Below are 26725 nucleotides of genomic sequence, written 5' to 3' on the forward strand. Positions count from 1 at the left end.
TCACACCATGATCCGCCTTCAACGCTCACTGATCCAGGGTCTGCAGGGCCCGACTCCCGCCGTCCAGGCCGTCTGCGCCGCGCTGCAGCAAGCCGTGGAGCTGGAGCACGCCACCATTCCCGTGTACCTGTACGCGCTGTATTCGCTCGACACTGGCGCCAACCCCGAGATTGCGGCCATCATCCAGTCGGTGGTGGTCGAGGAGATGCTGCACATGACGCTGGCGTCCAACGTGCTCAACGCGCTTGGCGGGACCTCGCAGGTCGGCTCGCCCGGCTTCATTCCCACCTTTCCCGGACCGCTGCCCGGTGGCGTGGAAAGCGGCCTCATCGTCAATCTGGCACCGTTTTCCATGACGCAGTTGCAGGCCTTCCTGGACATCGAGCAACCCGAGGACCCGATCGAATTCAAGGCCCTCGCCGCGGCACCGGGCGCGCCCATCACCATTGGCCAGTTCTACACCGCCATCTCCGACGCCATTGCAGCACTGGGCAACGGGGCTTTCGTGGACCCACCCCGCAACCAGGTGGGGCCAGACCTGATGCCCGAGTCCATCGTGGTCACCGATGTGGCCAGCGCCCAGCAGGCCATCAGCACCATCATCGAGCAGGGCGAGGGCACGACCACCTCGCCTGAGGAAGTGGTGGGCTCGGGCTACGCCCACTACTACCGGTTCATGCAGATCCAGAAAGGCCACCTCCTGGTCAAAACCCCGCAGCCCGGACCGCCCGACGCCCAATACGCCTACACCGGGGCCGCGGTGCCGTTTGACGCCGCGGGAGTCCATGCCGTGCCCACCAACCCCAGCCGCGAGGGGTACCCGTCGGGCTCGGCCCAGGCCTTTGCCAATGACAATTTCAACTACACCTACACCAGCTTGCTGCTCTCGCTCAACGCCCTGTTCAGCGGGCAGGCCACGCAGAGCCAGATGGATGTGGCCATCGGCCTGATGATGTCGCTCAAGGGCCAGGCCAAGGCCATGATGGCCGGCATTCCCAATCCGGCGGTGCTGACCGGGCCGAGTTTCGAGTACCAGCCCGTCAACCCCTGATGTCCCGCGCGTTCAGCCCTCGAACTGCGGGTGCAATTGCCGGATGCGGTTCAGGGCCATGCCGGCAGCGGCAGTGCGGGTCTCGACCCCCAGCTTGGCAAACACGCGCTCCAGGTGTTTCTTGACCGTGGCCGGGCTGGAGCCGAGGATGTCGCCGATGTCGCGGTTGATCTTGCCCTTGACCACCCAGTACAGCACCTCGGCCTCCTTGGCCGTGAGCTTGAAGGCCAGGCTCATGGACTCCACCACGGCCGTGTCCGACACCTCGCGCATCACGATCAGCCAGTCGTCGTCGCCAGTCTGCTGGTGCAGGCGGAAGGTGAGCCGGCGCGCGCCCTGCTCGGCGCTCAGGCGCGGTGGCTCGATCTGGGCCTCGGCCTCCCTGAGGTGGCGCCGCAGCCAGTCCACCACCGGCTGGGGCGCCTGTGGCGCCACGGTGCCGTAGTAGCGCAGCAGCAGTTCGCGCGCCAGCGGGGTCTGCCACATGAGCTTGCCGTCGCTCGCCCGCACCGTGATGCTGGCATAGCCAAAGGCGTCCAGCGCATTGCGGGTCTGCCGCGCCTGGCGCGCGCCCTGCATGTGCACGTTCATGCGGGCCAGCACTTCCTTGGGCTTGATGGGCTTGGTGACGTAGTCCACGCCGCCGGCTTCCAGCGCGGCGACCAGGTGCTCGGTCTCGGTCAGGCCGGTCATGAAGATGATGGGGATGTGCGCCGTCTGCGGCGCGGCCTTGAGCCGCTTGGCCACCTCAAAGCCGTCCATGCCGGGCATCATGGCGTCCAGCAGCACGATGTCGGGCAGGGCCTGCGTGGCGCGCTGCAGCGCGGCCTCCCCGCCCGTGGCCACCAGCACGGTGTAGCCGGACTCGTCGAGCGCATCATGCAGCACCGACAGGTTGTCGGGCACGTCGTCCACGATCAGCACCACATCGCTGTTGGCGCGGTCCAGGGTGTGATCCAGCGAATGGGGGTTCATGGTGGCGTGGCGGTGGGTTCCTGCAGCACGGGCGCCAGCAGGCGGCCCATGGCTTCAAACTGGAATTGTCGCGCGAGTGCCCGCAACTGCGCCACCACCGGCACGCATTCGGGTTGCGCCTGCTCGATGCCGTCCAGCAGGTTCATGATGCCGCGGTAGTACCCCAGCTGCACCACCTCCTGCAGCGCCGCCACCTGCGCGCGCGGCGGCCAGACCTGCGCAACCGGCGCGGCCGCGGGTGCCGGGGCATCCACCCGGGGCGCCTCCAGCCACTGCAGCCCCAGCTGCCGCTCCAGCCAGTCCAGCAATTCGCTGTGGCGCACGGGCTTGAGGATGAAGTCCTCGGGCCGGATGCCCACATCGTTGTCCAGGCCCTTGTCAAAGGCATTGGCCGAGACGATGGCGATGCGGGCATGGGCAGGGTCGATGCGCCGCAACCGGCGGATGGTCTCCCAGCCGTCAATGCCGGGCATGGCCAGGTCCATCAGGATCGCGTCGGGCCGGTAGCCCGCGGCCAGCAGGTCCAGGCAGTCGTGGCCGCTCGCGGCGGACCGCAGCTCAAAGCCCAGCGGCTCCAGCACATGGGCCAGCAGCGTGCGGTCGGCCTCCTCGTTGTCCACCACCAGCACCTTGCGGCGCGGGCCTTCGTAGCCGGCGCGCGGCCGCGGCGCCAGGGCCACGGCGGGCACGGCCGCCGGGCCTGCGTTGTGCACCTCGGGCAGGAACAGCTTGACGCGAAACACCGAGCCCTTGCCGGGCACGCCGGTGGCGCTGAGCTCGCCGCCCATCAGGTCGGTCAGCATCTTGGCAATCGTCAGCCCCAGACCGGCACCGGGCGCGGCATGGCTGGACCGCGCCTCGCCCCGCGCAAACGGCTCGAAGATCTGGGCCAGTTCCTCCGCGGTCAGGCCGGGGCCGGTGTCCTCGATCTCCAGCGTGGCCATCTCGCGGGCATAGCGCAGCCGGAAGGTGACCTGGCCCACGGCCGTGAACTTGATGGCATTGCCCAGCAGGTTGATGAGGATCTGGCGCACCCGCTTCTCGTCGGCCCGCACCACCTCGGGCAAGGCGCCCTCGGGCTCGAACCGGAACGCCAGGCCCTTGTCGGAGGCCTGCAGCTCGAACATGCCGGCCATCTCGCGCACGCAGTCGGCAAACAGCATGGGCTTGACCGCCAGCGTGAGTTTGCCGCTTTCGATGCGCGCAATGTCCAGCGTGCCCTCGATCAGCGAGAGCAGGTGCTCGCCCCCGCGCTTGATCACGTTCACGGCCTGCTTGCGGTGGGCCGGCACGCTGGCGTCCTCGCCCATCAGCTGTGCATAGCCCAGGATGCTGTTCAGCGGCGTGCGCAGCTCGTGGCTGATGGCGCTGATGTAGCGGCTCTTGGCCTGGTTGGCCTGCTCGGCGGCGCGCTTGGCGCCCTCGGCCAGCAGGCGTGCGTTCTGCAGCGCCTCGTCGGTCTGCTTGTGGGATTCGATCTCGCGCATCAGCAGGTGGGTCTGCCGGTTGGATTCTTCCTGCGCCACCTGCCGGCTCTTGTGGGCCAGCACCAGCCACCAGGCCACGATGCCGGCGATCACCAGCAGCGCCATGTAGGCCTTGAGAAAGCCCGAGCGCAAGGTGCCGTCGGTCAGCAACACACCGCCGGGCAGCGAGACCAGGGTCCGCAACTCCTGGTGGTACAGCAGGCCAAACAGCATGGCCAGCAGCGGCACGATCAGCAGCATCAGCAGCAGGAAGTGGCCCAGGCCCGTGTCCAGGTAAGGCCAGATGCGCCGCGGCATCAGCCAGCGCAGCGCGCCGGACCACTGGGCCGACAGGCTCGCGTGTGGCTTGCACAGGTCGCCGCAACGCGCGTCCAGCGTGCAGCACAGCGAGCAGATGGGCCCCTGGTAGGCCGGGCAATGGGCCATGTCGGGGCCCTCGTATTCGCGCTCACAGATGACGCAGCGGCGCAGGCTCAGGCGCTGGTAGGTGGCGTCGCCCGCCGTGGTTTCAGGCTGCCGCGCAATGTAATAGCGCCCCTGGGTGGCCCAGGCGATCAGCGGCGCCGCGACAAACGCCGTGGCCATGGCAATGACGGCCGAAAAAGCCTGGGCGAGCGGCCCGAAAAACCCCAGGTGGGCGGTCACGGAAAGGGCCGAGGCCAAGGCCATGGCACCGACGCCCACGGGGTTGATGTCATACAGGTAGGCGCGCTTGAACTCGATGCCTTTGGGTGACAGCCCCACCGGCTTGTTGACCACGAGGTCGGCCACCACGGCCATGATCCAGGCGATGGCAATGTTGGAGTACAGGCCCAGCACGTCGCCCAGCGCCTGGAACACGTTCATCTCCATCAGCATGAAGGCAATCAGCGTGTTGAACACCACCCACACCACGCGCCCCGGGTGGCTGTGGGTCACGCGCGAGAAGAAGTTGCTCCAGGCCAGCGAACCCGCGTAGGCGTTGGTCACATTGATCTTGAGCTGAGAGATCACCACGAACAGCGCCGTGGCCGCCACCGCCCAGCCGTAGCGTGGAAACACGTACTCATAGGCCGCCAGGTACATCTGGTTGGGGTCCACGGCCCGGTCCACTGGCACCATGTGGGTGATGGCGAGGTAGGCCAGCAACGCGCCGCCCAGCATCTTGATCACCCCCAGGATCACCCAGCCCGGCCCGCCCGCGAGCACACCGAACCACCAGCGGCGGCGCCGGGCCGGGGTGTGCGCCGGCATGAAGCGCAGATAGTCTGCCTGCTCCCCCATTTGGGTGATCAGGGCAATCCCCACGGTCAGGGCCGCCCCAAACAGGTGCAAATCAAAGCCAGAGGCGAACCCTTTCTCACCTCTGTAGTGCGTTACACCTGCAAACGCACCAGGATCGCGCATCAGCACATAAACAAAGGGCACCACCAACATCACCAGCCACAGCGGCTGGGTCCAGACCTGCAACCGGCTGATGACCGAGACCCCGTGGGTGACCAGCGGAATCACGACCAGCGCGCAGATCAGGTACCCCCATCTGGGCGGGATGCCCAGCGCGAGGTCCAGCGCATAGGCCATGACGGCCGCCTCGAGCGCAAAAAAGATGAAGGTGAACGAGGCATAGATCAGCGAGGTGATGGTGGAGCCGATGTAGCCAAAGCCCGCGCCGCGCGTGAGCAGGTCCATGTCCACCCCGTAGCGCGCGGCATAGACGCTGATGGGCAGGCCCGCGAGGAAGATGATCACGCCAGTGGTCAGGATGGCCCAGAACGCGTTCATGAACCCGTACTGCACCAGCAGCGTGGCCCCCACGGCCTCCAGGATCAGGAACGAGGCAGCGCCAAAAGCCGTGTTGGCCACCCGCCACTCCGACCATTTGCGAAAGCGCTGCGGCGTGTAGCGCAGTGCATAGTCTTCCAGGGTCTCGCTGGCCACCCAGCTGTTGTAGTCACGCCGCACCTTCATGACCCGCTGGGGCGCGTCATGGTCGGCCCCGGACGGCGGGGCATCGGACACCGGAAGGATGGGAATGGTCTGGCTCACAGGTGCAAAGTGCAGTTTCCGTGCCATTGCCACCCTGTCCATGGGCCGTGTGGCGTATGGCGCGGCACGGGCTTTGCAAGATAATGATTCGCAGACTCTGACAGCCCGGCCATGGAACTGACCCCCCGCGAAAAAGACAAGCTGTTGATCTTCACCGCCGCCCTGCTCGCCGAACGGCGGCTGGCGCGCGGCCTCAAGCTCAACTACCCCGAAGCCGTGGCCCTGATTTCCGCGGCCGTGATGGAGGGCGCGCGCGACGGCAAAAGCGTGGCCCAGCTCATGAGCGATGGCCGGGCCGTGCTGACCCGCGCCGACGTGATGGACGGCATTGCCGACATGATTCCCGACATCCAGGTGGAAGCCACCTTCCCCGACGGCACGAAGCTGGTCACCGTGCACCAACCCATCGTTTGAACGCCCCGAAAGATCACACCATGGCCCTGTCTTTTGCTCCCAAATTCATAGCTGCTGGCGCCCTGCTGGCCTGGACTACAGGCACTTTTGCCCACGAAGGCCACGGTTTGAGCGGGGCCCACTGGCATTCCACCGATGTCTGGGGCTTTCTGGCCGCCGGGGCGTTCGTGGCACTGGCCCTGTGGTTTGGCGGCCGCGGGAAGTAAGCCCATGACCCCCGGCGAACTCTTCACCGACGACGGCGAGCATGTGCTCAACCCGGGCCGGCGCACGCTGACCGTGGTGGTGCAGAACACCGCCGACCGGCCCATCCAGGTCGGCTCGCATTACCACTTTGCCGAGACCAACGGCGCGCTGGGTTTTGACCGCGACGCGGCGCGCGGCATGCGGCTGAACATCGCTTCCGGCACCGCCGTGCGCTTCGAGCCCGGCCAGCAGCGCACGGTGGAACTGGTGGACCTGGCCGGCGAGCGCAAGGTCTATGGTTTTCGCGGCCTGGTTCAAGGAAAGCTCTGATGGCAACGATTGGACGCCGCGCCTACGCGGAAATGTTCGGCCCCACCACCGGCGACCGCGTGCGCCTGGCCGACACCGAACTCATCATCGAGGTGGAAGACGACTACACCCTGCGCGCCGGCGGCTACGGCGAAGAGGTCAAGTTCGGTGGCGGCAAGACCATCCGCGACGGCATGGCGCAGTCGCAAATGCCGCGCACGGGAACCGGATCAGGTCCATTCGCTGGCGGCACCATGGACACGGTGCTCACCAACGCGCTGATCCTGGACCACTGGGGCATCGTCAAGGCCGACATCGGCCTGCGCGACGGGCGCATCGCGGCCATCGGCAAAGCTGGCAACCCGGACACCCAGCCCGGCGTGGACATGGTGATCGGCCCGGGCACCGAAATCATCAGCTGCGAGGGCCACATCGTCACGGCCGGCGGCTTTGACAGCCACATCCACTTCATCTGCCCGCAACAGATCGAGGAGGCCCTGGCCTCGGGCATCACCACCATGCTGGGCGGCGGCACCGGGCCGGCCACCGGCACCTTTGCCACCACCTGCACCCCCGGTGCCTGGAACATCGAACGCATGCTGCAGGCGGCCGACGCCTTCCCCATGAACCTGGGTTTTCTGGGCAAGGGCAACGCCAGCCTGCCGCAGGCCCTGACCGAGCAGATCAACGCTGGCGCCGTGGGCCTCAAGCTGCACGAGGACTGGGGCACCACGCCCGCCGCCATCAGCAACTGCCTGGATGTGGCCGACCAGACCGACACCCAGGTTGCCATCCACTCCGACACGCTCAATGAGTCGGGCTTTGTCGAGGACACCATTGCTGCCACCAAGGGCCGGGCGCTATGCGCCTTCCACACCGAGGGCGCGGGCGGCGGCCACGCGCCCGACATCCTGCGCGTGGTGGGCGAGGCCAACTTCCTGCCCAGTTCGACCAACCCCACCATGCCCTACACAGTGAACACGCTGGACGAGCATGTGGACATGCTGATGGTCTGCCACCACCTGGACGCCGGCATTGCCGAGGACCTGGCCTTTGCCGAAAGCCGCATCCGCAAGGAAACCATCGCCGCAGAAGATATCCTGCATGACATGGGCGCCATCAGCATGATGAGCAGCGACAGCCAGGCCATGGGCCGTGTGGGGGAGGTGATCCTGCGCACCTGGCAGACCGCGCACAAGATGAAGGTGCAGCGCGGCTGGCTGAGCCCTTCGACAAGCTCAGGGCGAGCGGAAACGGGCGCCGGGCTGGCGGGATCAGGGCGAGCGGGATCCGTTCGGGCTGAGCTTGTCGAAGCCTCGTCACGCAACGACAACTTCCGCGCCAAACGCTACATCGCCAAGTACACCATCAACCCCGCCATCGCCCATGGCATGGCCCATGAGATCGGCTCCATCGAGGTCGGCAAATGGGCCGACCTGGTGGTCTGGCGGCCGGCCTTCTTTGGCGTAAAGCCGTCCACCATTCTCAAGGGCGGTTTCATTGCCATGGCGGCCATGGGCGACCCCAATGCCTCCATCCCCACGCCGCAGCCCGTGCACTACCGCCCCATGTTCGGCAGCTTTGGCGGCGCACTGGCGCGTGGCTCGCTCACCTTCCTGTCGCAGGCCGGCCTGGCTGCGGGCGTGAAGGAACGCTACGGCCTGGCCAAAACCGTGAGCGCGGTGAAGAACATCCGCCAGGTGCGCAAGCAGCACCTGATCCACAACGGCTACACGCCCAAGATGGAGATCGACGCGCAGACCTATGCGGTGCGCGCCGACGGACAACTGCTGACCTGCGAGCCGGCCACCCTGCTGCCGATGGCGCAGCGCTACTTCCTGTTCTGAACCATGTCACTCCTGGCGCGCGATATGGGTGTGAAGCCACGCGGCAAAAGCGTCCTCGGCCATCTCGCCCGCCGCCATGCGCAGCATGGTGAGCACGCAGGAAGCATCGTCGGCAAGCAGCTCGAATCCATTGAGCGCGAGAAACAGTTCGACCGCCACGAAAGCGGTGCGCTTGTTGCCATCGATGAACGGGTGGTTGCGCGCGAGTCCGCATCCGTAGGCCGCGGCCAGCGCGGCGGCATCAGGCTCAGCGTAGTTCGCTAGCTGCAAAGGGCGCGCCAGTGCGGATTCAAACAGCCCCGCATCGCGCACGCCCGGCGCACCGCCGTGCTCGGCGAGCTGCTCTTCATGCACCGCGCGCAGGACGGCGGTGTTCAGCCAGACCCACACGCTCATTTGGCGAGTTCGCGCAATACGTTGCGCCGCTTCTTCATGAGGCGCCTTGCCGCTTCCATCTGAGTCTCGAACTCCGGGCTGTAAGGCGACATCATGATCGCGCCATTCGCCGCCTCGGTCAGAAATACCGTATCGCCCTTCTCCAGCTTCAGGCGCGCCAGCACCTCCTTGGGCAGGATGACGCCAACGGAATTGCCGATCTGGGTGAGCTTGAGGGCGGACATGGCTTCTCTCACGTGTTATAACAATTGTTATATTATCTACCGTCTGCTCCACCGCGCAAGCACAGACCTCCGATGCTGACAGTCAACAAGCTCCTCGCGCAAGGCCACGGCTTGGCGCCCGTCCTTCTCAAACGCGCCGCCACCGTCGAGCTCGACTGGGATGTGCGGCAAAAGAGCCGCTTTGACGCCACCGATTCGCAAGGCCGCCAAATCGGCGTGTTTTTGCCGCGCGGCACCGCGGTGCGCGGCGGCGACGTGCTGGTGGCCGAGGACGGCTCCCTGATCCGGGTGATTGCCGCGCCGCAGCCCGTGCTGGTCATCACCCATTGCCGCGAACACGGCACGCCGTTCGACCTGACGCGCGCGGCCTACCACCTGGGCAACCGCCATGTGCCGATCGAGCTCAAGCCCGACCACCTCAAGATCGAACCCGACCACGTGCTGGCCGACATGCTGCGCGCCATGCACCTGATCGTCCACGCCCGCGACGCGACATTCGAACCCGAAGGCGGCGCCTATGGCGGCCATGGCACGGGACATTCTCATTCGCCGGGCCAGGGGCACGCCCATGGCCACGGCCACGGCCATTCACATGCCCAGGCACCGGCCAGCATGGACGGCGACTTCAGGCCCTGGGCACCAGCACCTGACCCCCTGCATGAGTGAGGGCCTGCCCGCCGCCAGCCTGCTGCAATTGATCTGGCTGGCCTCTCCGGCCCTGCCGATTGGCGGCTTCTCCTACTCCGAAGGGCTGGAAGCCGGCGTGGACCGGGCAGGTGTTGCTACCGAATCCATAGCATCCGACTGGCTGGTGGACCAGTTGCACCTGAGCCTCGCGCGTGGCGACATGGCCGCGGTGGCTCAGGCCATTGCCGCATGGCGCCAGAACGACCAGCGCCGCCTGCACGAACTCAACGACTGGGTCCTGCAAAGCCGTGAAACGGCCGAGCAGCGCCTGCAGACCGAGCAGATGGGCCGTTCCCTGCTGGACTGGCTGCGCAACCACGACACCATGAGCGTGGCGCAGCTGGAGATGGCCTCGCAGATGCCGCCCACCTACCCGCTGATGTTTGCGCTGGCCGTGGCGGCCACCGAGGCGCCGGTGCGCGATGGCCTGCTGGCACTGGCTTTTGGCTGGGCCGAGAACATGGTGCAGGCCGCGCTCAAATCCGTGCCGCTGGGCCAGAGCGCGGGCCAGCGTATCCTGTCGCGGCTGGCGCGCGAGATTCCGGCGGCCGTGGACCATGCGGCTGCGCTGGCCGACAGCGAACGGCAGGCCTTTTCCCCGATGCTGGCCATCCTGTCGGCCCAGCACGAAACCCAGTACTCAAGGTTATTCAGGTCATGACGTCACACCACATTGCCAACCGCACCAAAAAACTCCCCCCGCTGCGCGTGGGCATCGGCGGGCCGGTCGGCTCGGGCAAGACCACCCTGCTGGAGATGCTCTGCAAGGCCATGCACGCCCGCTACGACCTGGTGGCCATCACCAACGACATCTACACCAAGGAAGACCAGCGCCTGCTGACGGTGAGCGGTGCGCTGCCGGCCGAGCGCATCATGGGCGTGGAGACCGGCGGCTGCCCGCACACCGCCATCCGCGAGGACTGCTCCATCAACCTCGAGGCCATCGACCGCATGCTGGTGGATTTCCCCGACGCCGACGTGGTGTTCGTGGAGTCCGGCGGCGACAACCTGGCCGCCACCTTCAGCCCCGAGCTCAGCGACCTGACCATCTACGTGATCGACGTGGCCGCCGGCGAGAAGATCCCGCGCAAGGGCGGCCCCGGCATCACCAAGAGCGACCTGTTCGTGATCAACAAGACCGACCTGGCCCCGCACGTGGGCGCCGACCTGGGCGTGATGGAAGCCGACACCCGGCGCATGCGCCGCGACAAGCCCTATGTGATGACCAACCTCAAGACGCTCACCGGGGTGGCCGAGGTGGCGGCTTTCATCGAGGAACGGGGCATGCTCAAGGCCGGCTGAGCCGGCGCGCTCCGATACGTCAACAGGGCGCCAGCCTACAGCCCGGGCCGCGGCACCGGTCTACTCTGGATGCATGGAGGCCCATGCCATGAACCCCAGATCCCTGCTTTGCCTGACCCTGTTGACCGTGTTGACCCTGACGGCGCTGACGGCGCGCGCCGTGCCGCCTGCCCCGCCCACCGTCCCGGCCGGCCCCCAGCCCGCCGCGGCTGCCGCGCAACTGGCCGTGGTGAACGAGCTGCGGCGCACCGTGCGCGATCCGGCGGATTTTTCCCGGGTGCGCTTCCTCTCGGGGCCGCACCTGGTCACCGGCGTGAACTTCGCGGGCAACCGTGAACAGGCCTGGCAGGTCTGCGTGCTGGTGGGCAGCGCCAGCCTGTCGCGCGGCCCGCTGGATCTGGACATCAAGCCCTACCTGTTGCGCAACCGGGACGAGCACGTCACCGTGGTCCAGATCGCCAACTGGAAAGATTCCAACGTGAGCTGCTGAGGCCACCGCCAGCCCCCGTTGACTTCGCGCGGGCTTGCGGTTACGTTCTGCGGCAACAATATCGTTGGGGCAGAACATGATTGTCTGGGGTGATGGCGCGTCGTTCGCGCACGATGCCAATGGCATGACCATGGGCGACATCACGGCATCGGTCCATGTGGCCGACAAGCTGGACGAGGTCATCATCTTCCGTTCCAGCGGCCCCTGGTGCAAACGCTGGATCGACTGGGGCCACCCGACCAAGAACTTCCACGTCAAGGGCAAGAGTTCCGACTGGGGCCCCCACGCCGGGCTGGTGCCGTTTGACGGCACCTACAGCAAGGTCGGCGCCGACCCCGTGAAGGCCGCCAAGGGCACGGCGGCCAATCGCGATGGCCTGCACTCCAACTTTGCCGGCACCACGCCGCTGACCCTGTCGCGCCTGCAGATCGACACCCAGCGCACCGACCCCGAGGGCGGCAAGAACGCCATTGATGAGGTGCGCTCCATCGCGCAATCACGCGACCTGCTGCTGGTGGCCACCCGCAGCGGCGCGGGCAGCACCCGCATCTGCTTTCGGGCCTGTTTCACCGAATCCACGGGCCGCTACGAAATCAAGGTCTGGCCGGTCGAGCGGCCGGTGCAGAACCCGTTCCTGGTGGCCGAGAAGCCGGCCACGGACTTTGTGCCCTTCCTGGTCATGACCTCGCGCGAGGTCGGTGCCCACAACCGCCCGCTCACGGGGGACTATGACCTGATGGCCGTCTGCCCCACCTGGGGCCAGTACGGCAGCAAGACCTCGCGCGTGATCCGCAAGGCCGGCATCCACCTGGACAACGACCAGGTGCACAACGACCTGTCGTTCGACGTGGGCGTGGGCATGGACAACGTGCTGGACACCCGCTTCCACACCATGGGCCGGGCCACGGCCAACGCCGCGCTGCCGCTGGCGCCGCGCGGCCAGGGCCCGAGCTTTGACCCGCGCACCGGAAAGCAGCTCACGCGGCTGCCCAACATGAGTGACTTCCATGACCGCCAAGCCTATTACCGCCAGGGCAGCGGCTTCTCGTCCGATTCACTGAACCTGATTTTTGACAACTCGAAGGACCGCGAGCACCAGGACATGGGCAACCTGACGCCGCGCATCCTGCGCTGCATCAACGAACTCAACAGCGCCATGGGCGCCACCGGCGACCAGTCGGCCCTGCGCCGGGTGCACCACAACGCCGAGTCACACCGCAACCGCAAGTGGGGCGGCATCACCGAAATCGACATGAACACCAAGAAGGATGGCGACAAGTACGGCGACGGCTTTCCGCTCACGGCCTTTCATCCCAAGCGCCTGGTGGGCGGCTATTTCAAGCACGCGGTGTGCACCATCGAGAGCCTGGCCGAATTCCGCAGCTATGCGGCGCAGCTCAAGAGCGCGGGCTTCTACGTGCCCAAGAACTGGATCTGGAACCTCTGAGCCCCGCGCGGGCGGTTAAAATCAGGGGCTGCGGAGAGTTGGCAGAGCGGTTGAATGCACCGGTCTTGAAAACCGGCGATGTTGAAAGACATCCGTGAGTTCGAATCTCACACTCTCCGCCAGCACCACCCCTCACGCCAGCTGCAGCGCCTTGTAGATCGGCAGCTGGGTGCCTGCAAAGGCCTGTGCCCGCGCCTTGAGTTCCGCGCGGTTTTCGTCGGGCGTCTCGAGCACCTTGCCCTCCCGGATGAGTTTTTGCCCCTGCGCCGACAGTGTCTGCCAGGCCAGGTCCACCCACGCGTCGGTGCTGTCCATGCCCCTGGCAATGGCCATGAGGAACAGCTGCTGGTCACGCCCGACCATGATGCCGCCGCCGGTCACCGGGCTCGCCAGGTAAGACAGGTCCGCACTGCCTCGGGCTTTTTTGAGCAGTTGCTGGTTCAGCCTGTCGGTACAGGGGCGGGCCTGGGCGGCCGCGGCCGCCGACTGCGCCGGCTCAACCTTGCCCATGCCGCACAGCACCATCACGGCCTGCACCAGTTGACCGAAGCTGATGTTCCTGCCGGCCACGTCTTTCTCCAGTTGCGCCAGGCTCACGGGGCGGTGGTCCTGCAGCGCGTCCAGCACCGGCACGTAGATGGCTTCGGTCAGGTTTGCTTCGCCCGCGGTGCCGTCGATCTTGAGCTTGACCCCGGCGCGCGGCGCCACCAGCACCACGCTCTGTTCGCGCAGCAGGTCGGCCTGCTCCAGGCCCGACAGCCGCCGCGACCCCTTGACCCAGTAGTCCCGCCGGAACTGCTGGTTGACCAGGTAGTCGCGCACGGTCTGGCGCAGCACCGGGTCCGGAATGCCGTCCAGCAACGCCTGCTGCGGCGGCGTCAGGCCCAGCACGTCGATGTGGTCCAGGTAAAACGCCGAGCACGCGAAGCTGACCTTGGCCGGGCCGAGGCAACGCGCCATGTCGCTGAAGTACATGGGGTTCCAGTCGCGGTTGAAGTACTCGTGCGCCAGGTAGTTCCGGTTCTGCTTTTTGAGCGTCTCGATTTTTTTCTGGACCAGCGGGTTGGCGGCCAGGTAGACCGGGTTGACGCCCATGAGCCGGTCCACGAATTCCAGCGCCGAGTTGACCCGGCTGATCTGGCCCTCGCCCACGGTGTTCATGGTGGCCGCGTAATCGGTGAGCAGCCGGCGCACCGGCGCGCTGCTGGCCCAGCCGGGCATGGTGTTGTAGCTGACGTACAGCACACCGCCGACCTTGAGCTTGCGGCGCACGAAGTCCACGATCAGCGAGCGGTTGGCATCCGAGACCCAGCTCCAGATGCCATGCAGGCCGATGTAGTCAAAGTCCGGCAGGTCGGTGCGGGTGCAGTAGTCGGCAAAGGCGTCGTCGCGCAGGCAGGCGCCCGACCCCGAAGCGCCCGCCAGCTCCAGCGCAAAGCCGGCCTGCGAGGGGTTGAAGTCCGTGCCATGCCACTGCGCCTGCGAGGCGGCGGCATGCATGTTCACGCTCAGGCCCTGTCCGTAGCCCAGTTCGCAGGCGGTGCCGATCTCGGGGTAGGCCAGGCCGCTGTTCAGGAACGCCAGCCGGATGCGGCCGGGGTTGAGCTCGGGGTAGTAACCGTAGGTGTAGTCGACATCCGACATGTAGCCTTCTGACCAGGTGTCCATTTTTTCCTCCTTGACGGGTGTGGCAGGCTGCGCGGGGCCATGAATGCGTCGCCAGTCTAATCGCCGCGCTCAGGCGGCCAGGAACAGGCCCTGCAGGTCGCTGAGAAAGTCAAAGCCGCGCTCGGTCGGCCGCACGCGGACCAGGTCGCGCTCGATCAGGCCCTTGCTCTGCGCTTCGCCGAGCGCCGGCTCGATGGCCGCGAGCGGCAAGCCGGTGCGCTCGCTGAACTGCCGCAGTTCGAACCCCTGGCGCAACCGCAGCGCGTTGAGCATGAACTCAAACGGCAGATCGCGCCGGCCCACCTCGTCGTCCTGCGCCAGGGCCTGGCCCGCCAGCGCGTTGTCCATGTACAGCCGGGGTTCGCGGTAGCGCACCTGGCGCACCACCCGGTGCGCAAAGCTCAGCTTGCTGTGGGCGCCGGCGCCAATGCCCAGGTAGTCGCCAAACTCCCAGTAATTGAGGTTGTGCCAGCAGCGGTGGCCCGGCCTGGCATAGGCCGACACCTCGTAGCGCGCCAGGCCCGCCGCGCCGGCTGCTTCCGTGATCCGGTCGAGCATGGCGTAGGCCAGGTCTTCCTCGGGAACCTGCGGCGGGAACTTGGCGAAGTAGGTGTTGGGCTCGATGGTCAGGTGGTAGATCGAGAGGTGCGGCGGCTGTAGCGCCAGCGCCTGCGCGAGGTCGGCATCGAGCTGCGCCAGCGTCTGCCCCGGCAGCGCGTACATGAGGTCCAGGTTGAAGGTGTCGAAGGCCGCGGCCGCTTCCTCCACCGCCGCAATGGCCTGCTCGCGGTCATGCACCCGGCCCAGTACCTTGAGGTGGTCGTCATTGAAGCTCTGCACCCCCACCGACAGCCGCGTGACGCCGGCGCCGCGGAAGGCACGGAAGCGGTCTTTTTCGAAGGTGCCGGGGTTGGCCTCGAGCGTGATCTCGCAGTCGGGCTCCAGCCGCAGCCGGGCCCGGATGTCGCCCAGCAGCCGGTCGATGGCCTGCGGCGAAAACAGGCTGGGCGTGCCCCCACCGATGAAGATGCTGTGGATGGTGCGGCCCCAGACCAGCGGCAGCGCCGCGTCCAGGTCAGCCACCAGCGCGTCCAGGTAGCGCTGCTCGGGCAGGACGGCCGGCTGCGCGGCACCGGACTCCACACGCAGTTCATGCGAATTGAAGTCGCAGTAAGGGCATTTCTTCAGGCACCAGGGCAGGTGCACATAAAGAGACAGCGGCGGCGGCGAAGGCAGTTGCAGCGTGCCGGGCCGCATGTAGTGCTGGATGTCCCGCATGGGCGTCAAGCCGCCGACAGGCCGCCCTCAGGCGGCTTGGGCCCCCTCGGTGGGCAGCGAAGTACACGAAGTGACGAGCGTGGGGGCCACATTTACAGCCACTGCGAGCGGATCAGGGCCAGCATCTGCTGCGCGGCGCGGCCACGGTGGCTGTGGGCGTTTTTGACTTCGACCGGCAGTTGCGCAAAGGTCTGACCGAACTCGGGGATGTACATGACCGGGTCAAAGCCAAAGCCCTGGCTGCCCACGGGCGCGGGCGCGATCTCGCCCACCACGCGGCCCTGGGCAATCAAGGGCTCGGGGTCGTCGGCCGAGCGCAGCGCCACCAGGGTGCTGACCAGCGCCGCACGGCGGTTGCTTTGCCCGGCCAGTTGCTCCAGCAGGGCGCGCACGTTGTTGGCGTCGCCCTTGTCGTAGCCGAACTGGGTGGCGTAATAGGCCGTGTCCACGCCCGGCAGCCCGCCAAAGGCGTCCACGCACAGGCCGGCGTCATCGGCCAGCGCAGGCAGGCCGCTCAGGCGCGACGCGTGCCGCGCCTTGGCCAGGGCGTTCTCGACAAAGGTGCGAAAGGGCTCCTCGGCCTCGGGGATGCCCAGGTCCGACTGGCGCACCAGCGTCACTGACAGCGGCGCCAGCATGGCCTGCAGCTCGGCCAGCTTGCCCGGATTGTTGGAAGCGAGAACAATTTTCATCAAAACAGGCTGAAGTCCAGGACGGACGGCCACCATGCGCTATTAATTTTGTAGCGATTTCTGCTGCAGCGCCACCAGTTCGCGGATGCCCTTGTCGGCCAGCGCCAGCAGCGCGTCCATTTCGGCGCGGGTGAAAGCGGCGCCTTCGGCCGTGCCCTGCACTTCCACGAAGTGCCCGGCGCCGGTCATCACCACGTTCATGTCGGTGTCGCAGGCCGAGTCCTCGGTGTATTCCAGGTCCAGCAACGGCGTGCCCTGCACGATGCCCACCGAGATGGCCGCCACCGGCCCGAGGATGGGCGAGGCCGCGAGCTTGCTCTGGGCCATGAGCTGGTTGACCGCGTCCTGCGCCGCGACGAACGCGCCGGTGATGGCCGCGGTGCGCGTGCCGCCGTCGGCCTGCAACACGTCGCAATCGAGGTGGATGGTGCGCTCGCCGAGCTTTTTCAGGTCGAACACCGCGCGCATGGAGCGGCCGATCAGGCGCTGGATTTCCTGGGTGCGCCCGCTCTGCTTGCCCCGCGCCGCCTCGCGGTCGCCGCGGGTGTGGGTGGCGCGCGGCAGCATGCCGTACTCGGCCGTGACCCAGCCCTCGCCGCTGCCCTTCTTGTGGCCCGGCACCTTCTCCTCGACCGAGGCGGTGCACAGCACGCGGGTCTGGCCGAATTCGATCAGCACCGAGCCCTCGGCGTGGATGGTGTAGCCGCGCGTGATGCGCACCGGGCGCAGCTGGTCGGCGGCGCGTGCGCCGCTGCGTTGAAACTCACTCATGGTTCAGGTCTTTCGGGCGGCGGAGCGCCGGATGGCTTCGTTGATTTCGGCGATCGAGCGCTCGATGGCGGCGTCGTCCAGGTCATCGACCATGGTTTCGAGCACGCCGGCCTGGATGGTCGAGGCAAACACCCCGTCGCTGATGCTGTCGGTGGAGATGCCACGCGTGGACTCGAAGGCGTCGGGCGTCTCCCACTCGAGCGCGATCACGGTCACGTTGTCGGAATGCTCGCCGCCATTGCGCAGGGCCATCTCGACCAGTTCGGGCACGGCGTCGGACACCGATTGCGTGGCCAGGTGACGCACGATGTCGGCATCCTTCAAGGTGCCCCACAGGCCGTCGGAGCACAGCAGGATCTTGTCGCCCTGCTGCAGCGTGACGGGGCCGGTCACGTCGAACACGGGCTTGGTGGGCGAGCCCAGGCAGGTGAACAGGATGTTGCGGTTGATGCGGTCCAGGCGGATGACACCCGCGCTTTGCTGCTCGAGGTAGGAGTGGTCGCGGGTGCGCGTGAGCAGTTCGCCATCACGCACGACATACAGCCGCGAATCACCGCAGTGGACCCAGATCGCGCTGTTGCCCTGGACGATGGCGGCAACCAGCGTGGTGCGCGGCGTGTCGAGCATGCCCTTCTCGCTGGCGTAGCGGATGATCTGGTGGTGCGCCGCCATCAGGGACGACGACAGGAACTCGGTCACGTCCTTGACGATGGGCCGCGCCTCTTTCTGGTACAGCGCCGAGATGGTCTGCAGCGCCAGCTGGGCCGCCACTTCGCCCTCGGGGTGGCCGCCCATGCCATCGGCCAGCACGAACAGGCCCGACTCCCGCGTGTAGCAATAGCCCATGCGGTCTTCGTTCTTTTCGCGGCCGCCCTTGCGGCTGATCTGGAAAACCGAGAATTTCATAAGGGCCTCACTTGAGCTTGGCTCCAAAGCCCGTGGCGCGTTTCACGTTCTTCTTGGTATCGGTCACCATGTTGTCGAACTGCAGGCGCATCTTCTCGCCCACCGACAGCTTGGTGTAGCGGCGCTCGCCTTCACGGCTGAGCTCCTTTTGCAGCGCGAACACCGATTGGGGCCGCGACAGCGGGTCCAGCGACATGCACCACTCCACCACCTCGATCAAGTTGTCGGAGTAGACGCCCCGCAGGCGCGACAGCGCCAGCGCCAGCCGGTCTTTCTCGAGCCGCTGGGGCGCGTCGTTGGGCGGGTAGCCCTGCATGCAGGCATAGATGCAGGCGCCAATGGCGTAAATGTCGGTCCACGGCCCCATGGACGAATCACGCCGGTACATCTCGGGCGCGGCGAAGCCGGGCGTGTACATGGGCCGGATGAAGTTGCCTTCCTTGGACAGCACTTCGCGCGCGGCGCCAAAGTCGATCATCACGGCCTTGTTGTCGTCGGTGATGAAGATGTTGGCCGGCTTGATGTCCAGGTGCAGCATCTTGTGCTGGTGCACGATGCGCAAGCCGCGCAGGATCTCGTCGAACAGCGAGCGGATGGTGGACTCGCGGAACACCTTCTGCTTCTTGAGCTCACGCGCGGTGATGATGAAGTCCTGAAGGGTCGCGCCCTCCAGGTAGTTCATCACCATGTAGACGGTTTCGTTCTCGCGGAAGAAATTGAGCACGCTCACCACCGAGGCGTGCGAGATCTGCGCGAGTGAGCGGCCTTCTTCAAAGAAGCTCTTGAGGCCCAGGCGGTACAGCGAGAGCTTTTCAGGCTGCACCTGCGGCAGCAGTTCGCCGGGCGCGCGCGAGGCCAGCGAGGACGGCAGGTACTCCTTCACGGCGACCTGCTGGCCCTCATTGTCCACGGCAAGATAGACCACACCAAAGCCGCCAGACGACAGCTTTCGCACCACGCGATAGCCCCCTATCACGGTGTCAGGCGGCAACGGTGCGGGTTTGACCTTTGACATAATTTGGATTGAGGGGTCCTCGTCCCGGAAGGAACCCGGTTATTCTCCGCAGCTTCCCACCGACTCTCTGGATATATCTCGATGCCAGTTTACAGCATGACCGGCTATGCAAGCGCACAGCACAGCGCTGCGCAGACCAGCGCCGGCCCGGAGACCAGGGCTTCGGCGGCGGCCCGGCTCGGACTGGAGATTCGCTCGGTCAACAGCCGCTTTCTGGACCTCACCTTCCGCCTGCCCGAGGAGCTGCGCGCCCACGAGCCGGCCCTGCGTGAGCTGCTCACGGCCCGGCTCAAGCGCGGCAAGGTGGAAGTGCGCGCCTCGATCGAAAGCGGCGCCTCGGGCGCGCTGGCGGACCCGTCTTCGCGCATGCTGCAGCGGCTCAACGCGCTGCAGGACCAGATTCGTGCCTGGCTTCCTGATGCCCAGACACTGAGCGTGGCCGATGTGATCCGGCTGTCAGCGGGCGAGCAGCCCGCCGTGGCGGACATGGGGGGCCAGTTGCCCGTGCTGGCGCAGACCGTGATTGCCGACCTGCTGGCCTCCCGCGAACGCGAGGGTGCCAGGCTGGCCACCATGCTCCAGGGCCATCTGGGCCAGCTGCGCACGCTCGCCGCCCAGGCCGGCCCGCTGGTGCCGCAGCTGGTGGAGCAGCAACGCAACCGCTTCCTGGAACGCTGGAAAGAGGCCATGGCCCTGGGCCAGAGTGCTTCCGCCCCGCTGCCTGAAGCCGCCCAGGACCGCGCGCTGACGGAAGCCACGGCGTTCGCGATCCGGATCGACGTGGCCGAGGAACTCACCCGGCTGGGCTCGCACCTGGACGAGATCGAGCGGCTGATCGGCAAGGGCGGGGAAATCGGCAAGCGGCTGGACTTCCTGATCCAGGAGCTGCACCGCGAAGCGAATACTTTAGGCTCCAAATCGGCCGCGCTGGAACTGACGCGGATTTCTGTGGACATGAAAGTCCTGATCGAGCAGATGCGCGAGCAGGTCCAGAACATCGAATAAGGCAAGCACGAAGCGCCATGGACTATCCCGGAAACCTGTTTGTTGTCGCGGCCCCCAGCGGGGCGGGCAAGTCCAGCCTCGTGAAAGCCCTGATGGAGCTGGACTCCCGGGTGTTGCCCTCGGTCTCGCACACCACCCGGCCTCCGCGCGGCCAGGAAAAGCACGGACGCGAGTATTTCTTCGTGTCGCAGCAGGAATTCGATGCCATGGTGCTGGGCGAGGCCTTCGTGGAATGGGCTCACGTCCATGGCCAGCGCTACGGCACCTCCAAGAAAGCCATTGAAGACCGCATTGCCCAGGGCGCCGACGTGATCCTCGAGATCGACTTCCAGGGCGCCCTGCAGATCAAGAAGGTGTTCGCCAATGCGGTGCTGATCTTCATCCTGCCGCCCAGCTGGGACGAATTGCGCTCCCGGCTCGAGCGCCGGGGTGAAGACGCGGCCGATGTGATCGAACTGCGGCTGCGCAATGCCGCCCTTGAACTGGCGCAGGCCAAGGAATTCGACTTCGTTATAATCAACGAGTTATTTGAACGCGCTTTGTTTGACCTGAAAGCGATAGTTCATGCCCAGAGGCTCAAATATGCGGCTCAACGCCGGGCCCGGGCCGACACCTTCCAAGCCCTCGACATCGCCTGACTGACAGACACCGGAGAATTTCATGGCCCGCATTACCGTTGAAGATTGCCTCTTGCAGATTCCCAACCGCTTCCAGCTGGTGCTGGCCGCGACCTACCGGGCCCGCATGCTCAGCCAGGGCCATGCCCCCAAGATCGAAAGCAAGAACAAGCCCGGCGTGACCGCCCTGCGTGAAATCGCCGAAGGCAAGATCGGCATTGAAATGCTGAAAAAGGTTCCGGGCTGAACCGCACCACCCCCGGCGCCCTTCCCCCAAAAAGCACCGCGATGCGGTGCTTTTTTGTTGGCTGCCTCGCTTGGGGCAGGCGCGCGGTACCATTTGGGGCATGAGCGCGGTGCTCCACCCCTCCCCTGGCAAGCGCAAGCCCCCCGTCTTGCCCAGCCCGGCAGCGGCCAATGCGGCGGCGGCCAGCTTTGCCGCGCTCACGGCGGGCCTGGACTACCTGGACGCGGCCGATGTCGAGCAGGTGCGCAAGGCTTACCGTTTTGCCGACGAGGCCCATCTGGGGCAGATCCGCAACAGCGGAGAGCCCTACATCACCCACCCGATCGCCGTGGCGGCCCAGTGCGCAGAATGGAAGCTGGACGCCCAGGCGCTGATGGCGGCGCTGCTGCACGACGCCATTGAAGACTGCGGTGTCACCAAGCCCGAACTGATCGAGCGCTTTGGTGCCCCCGTGGCCGAACTGGTGGACGGGCTGACCAAGCTCGACAAGCTGCAGTTCAACACCCGCGAGGAAAGCCAGGCCGAGTCATTCCGCAAGATGCTGCTGGCCATGGCACGCGATGTGCGCGTGATCCTGATCAAGCTTGCCGACCGCACGCACAACATGCGCACACTGGACGACGTGGCGCGCGAAAAATGGGCCCGCATCTCGTCCGAGACGCTCGAGATCTATGCCCCCATCGCCCACCGACTCGGCCTGAACCAGACCTACCGGGAACTGCAGGACCTGGCCTTCAGGCACCTGCGGCCCTGGCGCTACGAGATCCTGACCAAGGCCGTGACCAAGGCACGCAACCGCCGCCGCGACCTGATCCAGAAAGTGCAGCGCGAGGTGGAAGCCGCCTTTGGCGCCACTGGCATGGAGGTGCGCATTGCCGGGCGGGAAAAAACCCTTTATTCCGTCTACCGGAAAATGGACGAGAAGCACCTGAGCTTTGCCCAGGTGACCGACATCTACGGCTTTCGCGTGATCGTGCCCGACGTCACGGCCTGCTACACCGCGCTTGGCATCCTGCACCAGATGTACAAGCCCGTGCCCGGCCGGTTCAAGGACCACATCGCCATCCCCAAGCTCAATGGCTACCAGTCGCTGCACACCACGCTGGTGGGTCCCTCGGGCGTGAACGTGGAGTTCCAGATGCGCACCGAGGCCATGCACGTGGTGGCGGAATCAGGGGTGGCCGCCCACTGGCTGTACAAGGCCAACGACCCGAACGGCGCCAGCGGCGACCGGATGGGCACCAAGTGGCTGCAATCGCTGCTGGACATCCAGCACGAGACACGTGACGCCGCCGAGTTCTGGGACCACGTCAAGATCGACCTGTTCCCCGACGCGGTCTATGTGTTCACGCCCAAGAGCCAGATCATGGCGCTGCCGCGCGGCGCGACCCTGGTGGACTTCGCCTACGCCATCCACAGCGATGTGGGCGACCACACGATCGCCGGGCGCATCAATGGCGAGCAGGTGCCCCTGCGCACCGAGCTCAAGAACGGCGACATCGTCGAGGTCGTGACCGCGCCCGTGTCCACCCCCAACCCGGCCTGGCTGGGCTTCGTGCGCACCGGACGGGCGCGCTCCAAGATCCGCCACCACCTCAAGACGCTCGCGCATGCCGAATCGCAGGACCTGGGCTACAAGCTGCTGACGCAGGCGCTTCGGGCCGAAGGCATGGAGAAGCTCCCCGACGACGATGAAGCCCATCACGCGCTGTGGGAAAAGCTGCTGCGCTTCACCGGCAACCGCACCCAGGCGGAGCTCCTGACCGACCTGGGGCTGGGCAAGCGCATTGCCAGCATCGTGGCCAAGCGCCTCATGACGCTGCTGGCCGAAAGCGGTGAAAAGCCCGATGCCCTGCTGATCACGCGCGAGCGGTATTCGGCGCACGAAACCGTGTCGCAAGGCGTGGTGTCCCTGGACGGCAGCGAAAACGCATCGGTCCAGTACGCGCCGTGCTGCCGGCCGATTCCGGGCGACGAGATCGTGGGTTACCTGGGGCGCGGCGAGGGCCTGGTGGTGCATGCGACCGACTGCGCCGTGGCCAAGCGCCTGCAGCACAAGGACAGCGAACGCTTCATTGCCGTGGAATGGTCGGACGACCCGGTGCGCGCATTTGAGACCAGCGTGGTCGTGACGGTGGCCAATGGCAAGGGTGTGCTGGCCCGCGTGGCCGCGGCCCTGGCAGCCGCCGAGGCCGACATCACCCACGTGGACATGGGCGATGACGCCGCCCAGGATGCCACCGACCTGCGCTTTGTGATTGCCGTGCGTGACCGCACGCATCTGGGCGCCGTGCTGCGCAACCTCAAACGCACACCATCGGTCCTGCGCGCCAGGCGAACCCGACCGGCCAACTCGGCCAGCTGAGTTCAGGCCGCGGGCGGGGCGGGATAGCTCACCTTGAGCAGTTCGATCTCCCGCACGCCGGCGGGTGTGGCAAGCCTGACCGTATCGCCTTCACGGGCCTTGAGCAGGGCCCGCGCCACCGGTGAAATCCAGCTCACCTGGCCTTGCGCGCTGTCGGCTTCGTCAATGCCCATGATGGTGACGGTGCGCACCTCGCCTTCGTCGTCCTCGTAACGAACCGTCGCGCCGAAAAACACCTGGTCGTTGCCATGGTGGACGGCCGGGTCCGTCACTTCGGCGATCTCCAGCCGCTTGGTCAGGAAACGGATGCGCCGGTCGATCTCGCGCAAGCGCTTCTTGCCATACAGGTAGTCCCCGTTCTCGGACCGGTCGCCATTGCCGGCGGCCCAGTGCACCACGTCCACCACTTTAGGGCGCTCGTTGTCAATCAGGTCCAGCAGCTCGGCGCGCAGCCGCGCATAGCCCTGCGGCGTGATGTAGTTCCTGCCACCCGCGGGCAGTGGTGGCACAACGATGTCGTCATCGTCGTCCGACTCCGTCTCGCGCGTAAAGGCCTTGTTCATGGCAGCAAGCATAGGCGATGGGGCTCCGCGCTGCATGCAGGCGCCCGAAGCGGCCGCGGCCAAAAGGCTGCGCGTAACATGTGCCGGGGAGGCCCCTGCATGAAGCGAATCTGGATCTTGACTTACCTGGCTGCGGCCGCAGCCTTGCTCGCCGCCGACATGGTCTGGCTGCTCGGGATCGCCGGGGGCTGGTACGAGGCAGGCCTGGGCCACCTGCTGGCGGCGGGCCCCCGGCTGCTGCCAGCGGCGGCTTTCTACCTGGGGTTGCCCGCCGGCATCGTGTTTTTCGCGGTCGATCCGCCGCGGAGCCTCTCGCTGGCCCAGATGGCCCTGCGGGGCGGCTTTCTGGGTCTGCTGGCCTATGGCACCTACGACCTGACCTGCCTGGCGCTGCTGCGCGACTGGCCCGTGGGTCTGTCGTTGCTGGACATGGGATGGGGCGCCTGCTGTGACCGGACTCATGACCCTGAACCATGCGGGAAGTGGTGGGATGAACCGGGAAGAACAAAAATGGGTCGAAGAATCAAGGACTTAGCGCTCGGCGGGTGTGGATAAGTACTCGGGGCGCCGGACGGGTGAAATCTGGCCGTTTGGGGGGGGGTGGTCGATAAGGAGGGGCTCGGTCGGCCTGGGCATGAAAACGCTGTTTACGGGGGAATTTCGGCCATTTGCAGGGGTCCTGTCATTGCCGGAGGGGCGGCCTGGATCTGACTGAACTCGGACGGTCGCGTCCGAGTTTGATGCAAGCGTCCGAGTTTGCGTAACTCATTGATTTCAATGAATTTAGTGCCAGAGGCCGCTTTTGGGGCCAAATTTGAACTCGGACGCCATGTGCCCGAATTTTACGCAGAACTCGGACGCTCATGTTTGAAAAAAAAGCCGTGTGGAAACGGGCTTTTGAGGTGCTTTTATGGGCCTAAAAGGTGGCCCGGTTCCGTCGAGAAATCACGAAGGTCGTCGCACCATTCTAGTTGGCGCTGCGCCGTGGGCGGGCTTGAGCGAGCAGGCGCCAGAGGTGCCTACGGGACACGTCAGCCGACCGGCGGACGCTATCAAAATCTTCACCTGCGTGAAGCCGTGCGATCAGGGCTTGATTGCGATGGTCTCGTAGTGCTGTGGCGCACTTGGCAATGTAGAGCGGCGTGCCGGCGTAGCGATCGACCAATTTGCCGGCGTTGCCCTCGCCGATGGTTTCAACCAGCAGCGCCCAAACACGAGAGGATCCGCCAACGTTCTCCGGGATCTTCAGCTCGTCACCGCCGCACCGTTTCACCAGGTCGATCGTCGCGTCGAGACCGATGATGCTGACCAGTTCCTGGGCTGACGCCGGCAAGCCGTCCACGCCGTCCTGGTGCCGCAGCTCGACGGTCGGATCAAACAGGCTGAACTGGTCGGGTGAATGGTGCTGGCGCTTCATTTTGTGGGCGCGCCTTTACGATTCTGTTCGTAGCTGAGCGCTGCGCTGATGGCGTGGAGCTGCTCGTGGTTGCACCACTCGTAAAAGTCGACCTTGAACATGCGCTGGGCGATCCCGTCCGCGTAGCGGTCCTTGAGATTGCCCAGACTGATGAGTTGAGCGCGAATCTTCTTGATCTGCTTGAGCTTGTCGGCCGCAGGCACAGGCCGTTTGGACTTCGCTGGCTTGAAGCCCAGGCTTCTGAGGTGATCAATCACCTTGAGTCGACCGGCATGGTCCAGGCCAGCGGCAGACGTGACGCGGCCTTGAGTCCAGAGCATCTGACGGTAGTCCTCATCGCCGCGAAAGATGCCGGCTTCGGTGAGCTGCTTTTTGGCGACATGGATCTGCGCGAGCTCGGTGTTGCGGTGATCTCGAGAAAGCTTGCTCACAGGCATCCCCCCAGATGAAACACTGAAGCAATGCACCGTGCAGGCGCCTGGCCAGGTCTGGCCACTGAACGGATGATGTTGCGGTCATCGGCCTGGTGCCAGCACAGGTCGGCCTCGGTCAGCGCCGGCTCCACGCGGTTGGCACGGACCCACGCCCTGAACTCCCGCCTCTTGGCCGCGGACCGCCGCTGAGCCTCTTGCCGCTCAACCTTGCCGGCCAGAAACTGGGCGCTATGGTGCCGTTCATTGCGACCGCTCAGATCTCCGGCAATCTTTCCCGCCTCGATGTCGAGCAGGTGCGTGATTCCGTCTGGCGTGATCGAGTGGCGGTAGCTACGTACCGCGCCCGAGCGCGCCGAGAAGCCGTCCTCGCGCAGCAGCTTGAGCTGAAGCCACACCAGCTGGTCGGCCCGCCTTGGCGCCAGACCGAGCGCCCTGCCGAGGTCGGCCATGCTCATCGACTCGGGCTGCGCAGCGCGCAGTTGCTTGAGGATGCGAACGCGCAAGAATTCGGGTTGGTTCATAGCGGAAGCTCCAAAGTCTGGGCCCGGGCTTTACGAGCCATGTAGGCCGTTTGAAGGTGGTGTTCCTGGTCGTAGGCCAGATGGCAGCGCTGGCACCAGTGGCGCAGATTCGTGAGGTCGCAGTGCTCTGGCACGTGGTCAAGGTGCGCCGTCGTCAAGACGATGCGAACGACCTTGTCGCCATCAGCCAGCTGCCATGCCTCGGCCAGAGAGCCGTCATTGGTCAGTTCGCCGGTCGTTTTGTTGAGCAGCCACCCGTTGGGCCGCCGGCAATCCGGGAAGGCCGGCGAGCCTTCGCAGCGGTCGCCTGATCGCTCCCGCACCTGGTCAACGATCTCCGGCCAGTTGGCCGGGTAGCGATGGCGGTTTTCAGGCTTGATGGGCAT

General features: G+C 66.0%; 30 protein-coding genes and 1 tRNA gene. 16 read left to right on the forward strand and 15 right to left on the reverse strand.

The window, feature by feature from the left end:
- Positions 1 to 7: 7 nt before the first annotated feature.
- Positions 8 to 1051, forward strand: a complete 1044-nt coding sequence (locus KF796_18990; protein ID MBX3588723.1) for a ferritin-like protein — start codon at positions 8 to 10, stop codon at positions 1049 to 1051.
- A 12-nt stretch (positions 1052 to 1063) separates the two neighbouring features.
- Here KF796_18990 and KF796_18995 read toward each other — a convergent pair whose 3' ends face one another.
- Positions 1064 to 2026: a response regulator transcription factor gene (locus tag KF796_18995; GenBank protein MBX3588724.1), complete on the reverse strand. Its 963-nt coding sequence runs from the start codon at positions 2024 to 2026 to the stop codon at positions 1064 to 1066.
- Complete coding sequence (locus KF796_19000; GenBank protein MBX3588725.1) at positions 2023 to 5565, reverse strand: response regulator; 3543 nt, start codon at positions 5563 to 5565, stop codon at positions 2023 to 2025. Before KF796_19000 ends, KF796_18995 begins: the two co-directional genes overlap by 4 nt.
- Before the next feature lie 84 nt (positions 5566 to 5649).
- Here KF796_19000 and KF796_19005 point away from each other — a divergent pair, with 84 nt between their 5' ends.
- From KF796_19005 to KF796_19020, 4 genes are read left to right on the forward strand one after another with little or no spacing between them, the layout of a single operon-like run.
- The gene (locus KF796_19005; GenBank protein MBX3588726.1) at positions 5650 to 5952 is read left to right on the forward strand and encodes an urease subunit gamma; all 303 of its coding nucleotides are present in this window, start codon (positions 5650 to 5652) and stop codon (positions 5950 to 5952) included.
- 20 nt (positions 5953 to 5972) lie between these two features.
- Positions 5973 to 6158: a hypothetical protein gene (locus tag KF796_19010; GenBank protein ID MBX3588727.1), complete on the forward strand. Its 186-nt coding sequence runs from the start codon at positions 5973 to 5975 to the stop codon at positions 6156 to 6158.
- Positions 6159 to 6162: 4 nt separating this feature from the next.
- On the forward strand, positions 6163 to 6468 hold the full coding sequence (locus tag KF796_19015) for an urease subunit beta (protein ID MBX3588728.1): 306 nt from the start codon (positions 6163 to 6165) through the stop codon (positions 6466 to 6468).
- A complete protein-coding gene (locus KF796_19020; protein MBX3588729.1) occupies positions 6468 to 8294 on the forward strand; it encodes an urease subunit alpha in 1827 nt (608 codons plus the stop codon). Before KF796_19015 ends, KF796_19020 begins: the two co-directional genes overlap by 1 nt.
- A 6-nt stretch (positions 8295 to 8300) precedes the next feature.
- Here the strand turns inward: KF796_19020 and KF796_19025 are convergent, their stop codons facing one another.
- Positions 8301 to 8690, reverse strand: a complete 390-nt coding sequence (locus tag KF796_19025) for a type II toxin-antitoxin system death-on-curing family toxin (GenBank protein ID MBX3588730.1) — start codon at positions 8688 to 8690, stop codon at positions 8301 to 8303.
- The gene (locus KF796_19030) at positions 8687 to 8914 is read right to left on the reverse strand and encodes an AbrB/MazE/SpoVT family DNA-binding domain-containing protein (protein ID MBX3588731.1); all 228 of its coding nucleotides are present in this window, start codon (positions 8912 to 8914) and stop codon (positions 8687 to 8689) included. The genes KF796_19025 and KF796_19030 overlap by 4 nt, the downstream gene beginning before the upstream one ends.
- A gap of 72 nt (positions 8915 to 8986) precedes the next feature.
- Here KF796_19030 and ureE point away from each other — a divergent pair, with 72 nt between their 5' ends.
- The 6 genes from ureE (at position 8987) to KF796_19060 (ending at position 12962) form a co-directional block, all read left to right on the forward strand.
- A complete protein-coding gene (ureE, locus tag KF796_19035) occupies positions 8987 to 9580 on the forward strand; it encodes an urease accessory protein UreE (GenBank protein ID MBX3588732.1) in 594 nt (197 codons plus the stop codon).
- On the forward strand, positions 9573 to 10262 hold the full coding sequence (locus KF796_19040; protein ID MBX3588733.1) for an urease accessory protein UreF: 690 nt from the start codon (positions 9573 to 9575) through the stop codon (positions 10260 to 10262). The genes ureE and KF796_19040 overlap by 8 nt, the downstream gene beginning before the upstream one ends.
- Complete coding sequence (gene ureG, locus KF796_19045; protein ID MBX3588734.1) at positions 10259 to 10903, forward strand: urease accessory protein UreG; 645 nt, start codon at positions 10259 to 10261, stop codon at positions 10901 to 10903. Before KF796_19040 ends, ureG begins: the two co-directional genes overlap by 4 nt.
- An 88-nt stretch (positions 10904 to 10991) precedes the next feature.
- Positions 10992 to 11393 (forward strand): hypothetical protein, encoded by a 402-nt coding sequence (locus KF796_19050; GenBank protein MBX3588735.1) that lies wholly within the window; start codon positions 10992 to 10994, stop codon positions 11391 to 11393.
- 76 nt (positions 11394 to 11469) lie between these two features.
- On the forward strand, positions 11470 to 12840 hold the full coding sequence (locus tag KF796_19055; protein MBX3588736.1) for a hypothetical protein: 1371 nt from the start codon (positions 11470 to 11472) through the stop codon (positions 12838 to 12840).
- A 32-nt stretch (positions 12841 to 12872) separates the two neighbouring features.
- Positions 12873 to 12962: transfer RNA gene (locus tag KF796_19060), tRNA-Ser, on the forward strand.
- 10 nt (positions 12963 to 12972) lie between these two features.
- Here the strand turns inward: KF796_19060 and KF796_19065 are convergent.
- The 6 genes from KF796_19065 to KF796_19090 all read right to left on the reverse strand — a co-directional run bounded on the left by KF796_19065 (position 12973) and on the right by KF796_19090 (position 19170).
- The gene (locus KF796_19065; protein MBX3588737.1) at positions 12973 to 14508 is read right to left on the reverse strand and encodes a methyltransferase regulatory domain-containing protein; all 1536 of its coding nucleotides are present in this window, start codon (positions 14506 to 14508) and stop codon (positions 12973 to 12975) included.
- A 69-nt stretch (positions 14509 to 14577) separates the two neighbouring features.
- Positions 14578 to 15786 (reverse strand): oxygen-independent coproporphyrinogen III oxidase-like protein, encoded by a 1209-nt coding sequence (locus KF796_19070; protein ID MBX3588738.1) that lies wholly within the window; start codon positions 15784 to 15786, stop codon positions 14578 to 14580.
- Positions 15787 to 15878: 92 nt separating this feature from the next.
- A complete protein-coding gene (rdgB, locus tag KF796_19075; protein ID MBX3588739.1) occupies positions 15879 to 16478 on the reverse strand; it encodes an RdgB/HAM1 family non-canonical purine NTP pyrophosphatase in 600 nt (199 codons plus the stop codon).
- Between the two features lie 42 nt (positions 16479 to 16520).
- The gene (rph, locus tag KF796_19080) at positions 16521 to 17249 is read right to left on the reverse strand and encodes a ribonuclease PH (GenBank protein ID MBX3588740.1); all 729 of its coding nucleotides are present in this window, start codon (positions 17247 to 17249) and stop codon (positions 16521 to 16523) included.
- A 3-nt stretch (positions 17250 to 17252) separates the two neighbouring features.
- Positions 17253 to 18155, reverse strand: a complete 903-nt coding sequence (locus KF796_19085; GenBank protein ID MBX3588741.1) for a serine/threonine-protein phosphatase — start codon at positions 18153 to 18155, stop codon at positions 17253 to 17255.
- Positions 18156 to 18162: 7 nt separating this feature from the next.
- Positions 18163 to 19170 (reverse strand): serine/threonine protein kinase, encoded by a 1008-nt coding sequence (locus KF796_19090; protein ID MBX3588742.1) that lies wholly within the window; start codon positions 19168 to 19170, stop codon positions 18163 to 18165.
- A gap of 81 nt (positions 19171 to 19251) precedes the next feature.
- Here KF796_19090 and KF796_19095 point away from each other — a divergent pair, with 81 nt between their 5' ends.
- From KF796_19095 to KF796_19110, 4 genes are all read left to right on the forward strand, one after another.
- Entirely contained in the window at positions 19252 to 20175 is a 924-nt protein-coding gene (locus tag KF796_19095) for a YicC family protein (protein ID MBX3588743.1), read from the forward strand.
- 17 nt (positions 20176 to 20192) lie between these two features.
- Entirely contained in the window at positions 20193 to 20813 is a 621-nt protein-coding gene (gene gmk, locus KF796_19100; protein MBX3588744.1) for a guanylate kinase, read from the forward strand.
- A gap of 22 nt (positions 20814 to 20835) precedes the next feature.
- Positions 20836 to 21039 carry a DNA-directed RNA polymerase subunit omega gene (gene rpoZ / locus KF796_19105; protein ID MBX3588745.1) on the forward strand — a complete coding sequence of 68 codons (204 nt, stop codon included), beginning with the start codon at positions 20836 to 20838 and terminating at the stop codon, positions 21037 to 21039.
- 100 nt (positions 21040 to 21139) lie between these two features.
- The gene (locus KF796_19110; GenBank protein ID MBX3588746.1) at positions 21140 to 23404 is read left to right on the forward strand and encodes a bifunctional (p)ppGpp synthetase/guanosine-3',5'-bis(diphosphate) 3'-pyrophosphohydrolase; all 2265 of its coding nucleotides are present in this window, start codon (positions 21140 to 21142) and stop codon (positions 23402 to 23404) included.
- Between the two features lie 2 nt (positions 23405 to 23406).
- On the opposite strand, the gene greB is transcribed toward KF796_19110, so the two are convergent.
- Positions 23407 to 23967, reverse strand: a complete 561-nt coding sequence (greB, locus tag KF796_19115) for a transcription elongation factor GreB (GenBank protein MBX3588747.1) — start codon at positions 23965 to 23967, stop codon at positions 23407 to 23409.
- A 99-nt stretch (positions 23968 to 24066) separates the two neighbouring features.
- Between greB and KF796_19120 the strand changes: the two genes are divergently transcribed.
- Positions 24067 to 24522, forward strand: a complete 456-nt coding sequence (locus KF796_19120) for a DUF2177 family protein (protein MBX3588748.1) — start codon at positions 24067 to 24069, stop codon at positions 24520 to 24522.
- A gap of 412 nt (positions 24523 to 24934) precedes the next feature.
- On the opposite strand, the gene KF796_19125 is transcribed toward KF796_19120, so the two are convergent.
- The 4 genes from KF796_19125 to KF796_19140 are packed head-to-tail and all read right to left on the reverse strand — an operon-like array spanning position 24935 to position 26725.
- Positions 24935 to 25384 carry a hypothetical protein gene (locus KF796_19125; protein ID MBX3588749.1) on the reverse strand — a complete coding sequence of 150 codons (450 nt, stop codon included), beginning with the start codon at positions 25382 to 25384 and terminating at the stop codon, positions 24935 to 24937.
- Positions 25381 to 25815: a regulatory protein GemA gene (locus tag KF796_19130; GenBank protein ID MBX3588750.1), complete on the reverse strand. Its 435-nt coding sequence runs from the start codon at positions 25813 to 25815 to the stop codon at positions 25381 to 25383. The genes KF796_19125 and KF796_19130 overlap by 4 nt, the downstream gene beginning before the upstream one ends.
- Positions 25812 to 26339: a hypothetical protein gene (locus tag KF796_19135; protein ID MBX3588751.1), complete on the reverse strand. Its 528-nt coding sequence runs from the start codon at positions 26337 to 26339 to the stop codon at positions 25812 to 25814. The genes KF796_19130 and KF796_19135 overlap by 4 nt, the downstream gene beginning before the upstream one ends.
- The gene (locus tag KF796_19140; GenBank protein MBX3588752.1) at positions 26336 to 26725 is read right to left on the reverse strand and encodes a hypothetical protein; all 390 of its coding nucleotides are present in this window, start codon (positions 26723 to 26725) and stop codon (positions 26336 to 26338) included. Before KF796_19140 ends, KF796_19135 begins: the two co-directional genes overlap by 4 nt.

It is taken from the genome of Ramlibacter sp., assembly GCA_019635435.1.
Taxonomy (GTDB): domain Bacteria; phylum Pseudomonadota; class Gammaproteobacteria; order Burkholderiales; family Burkholderiaceae_C; genus JAHBZM01.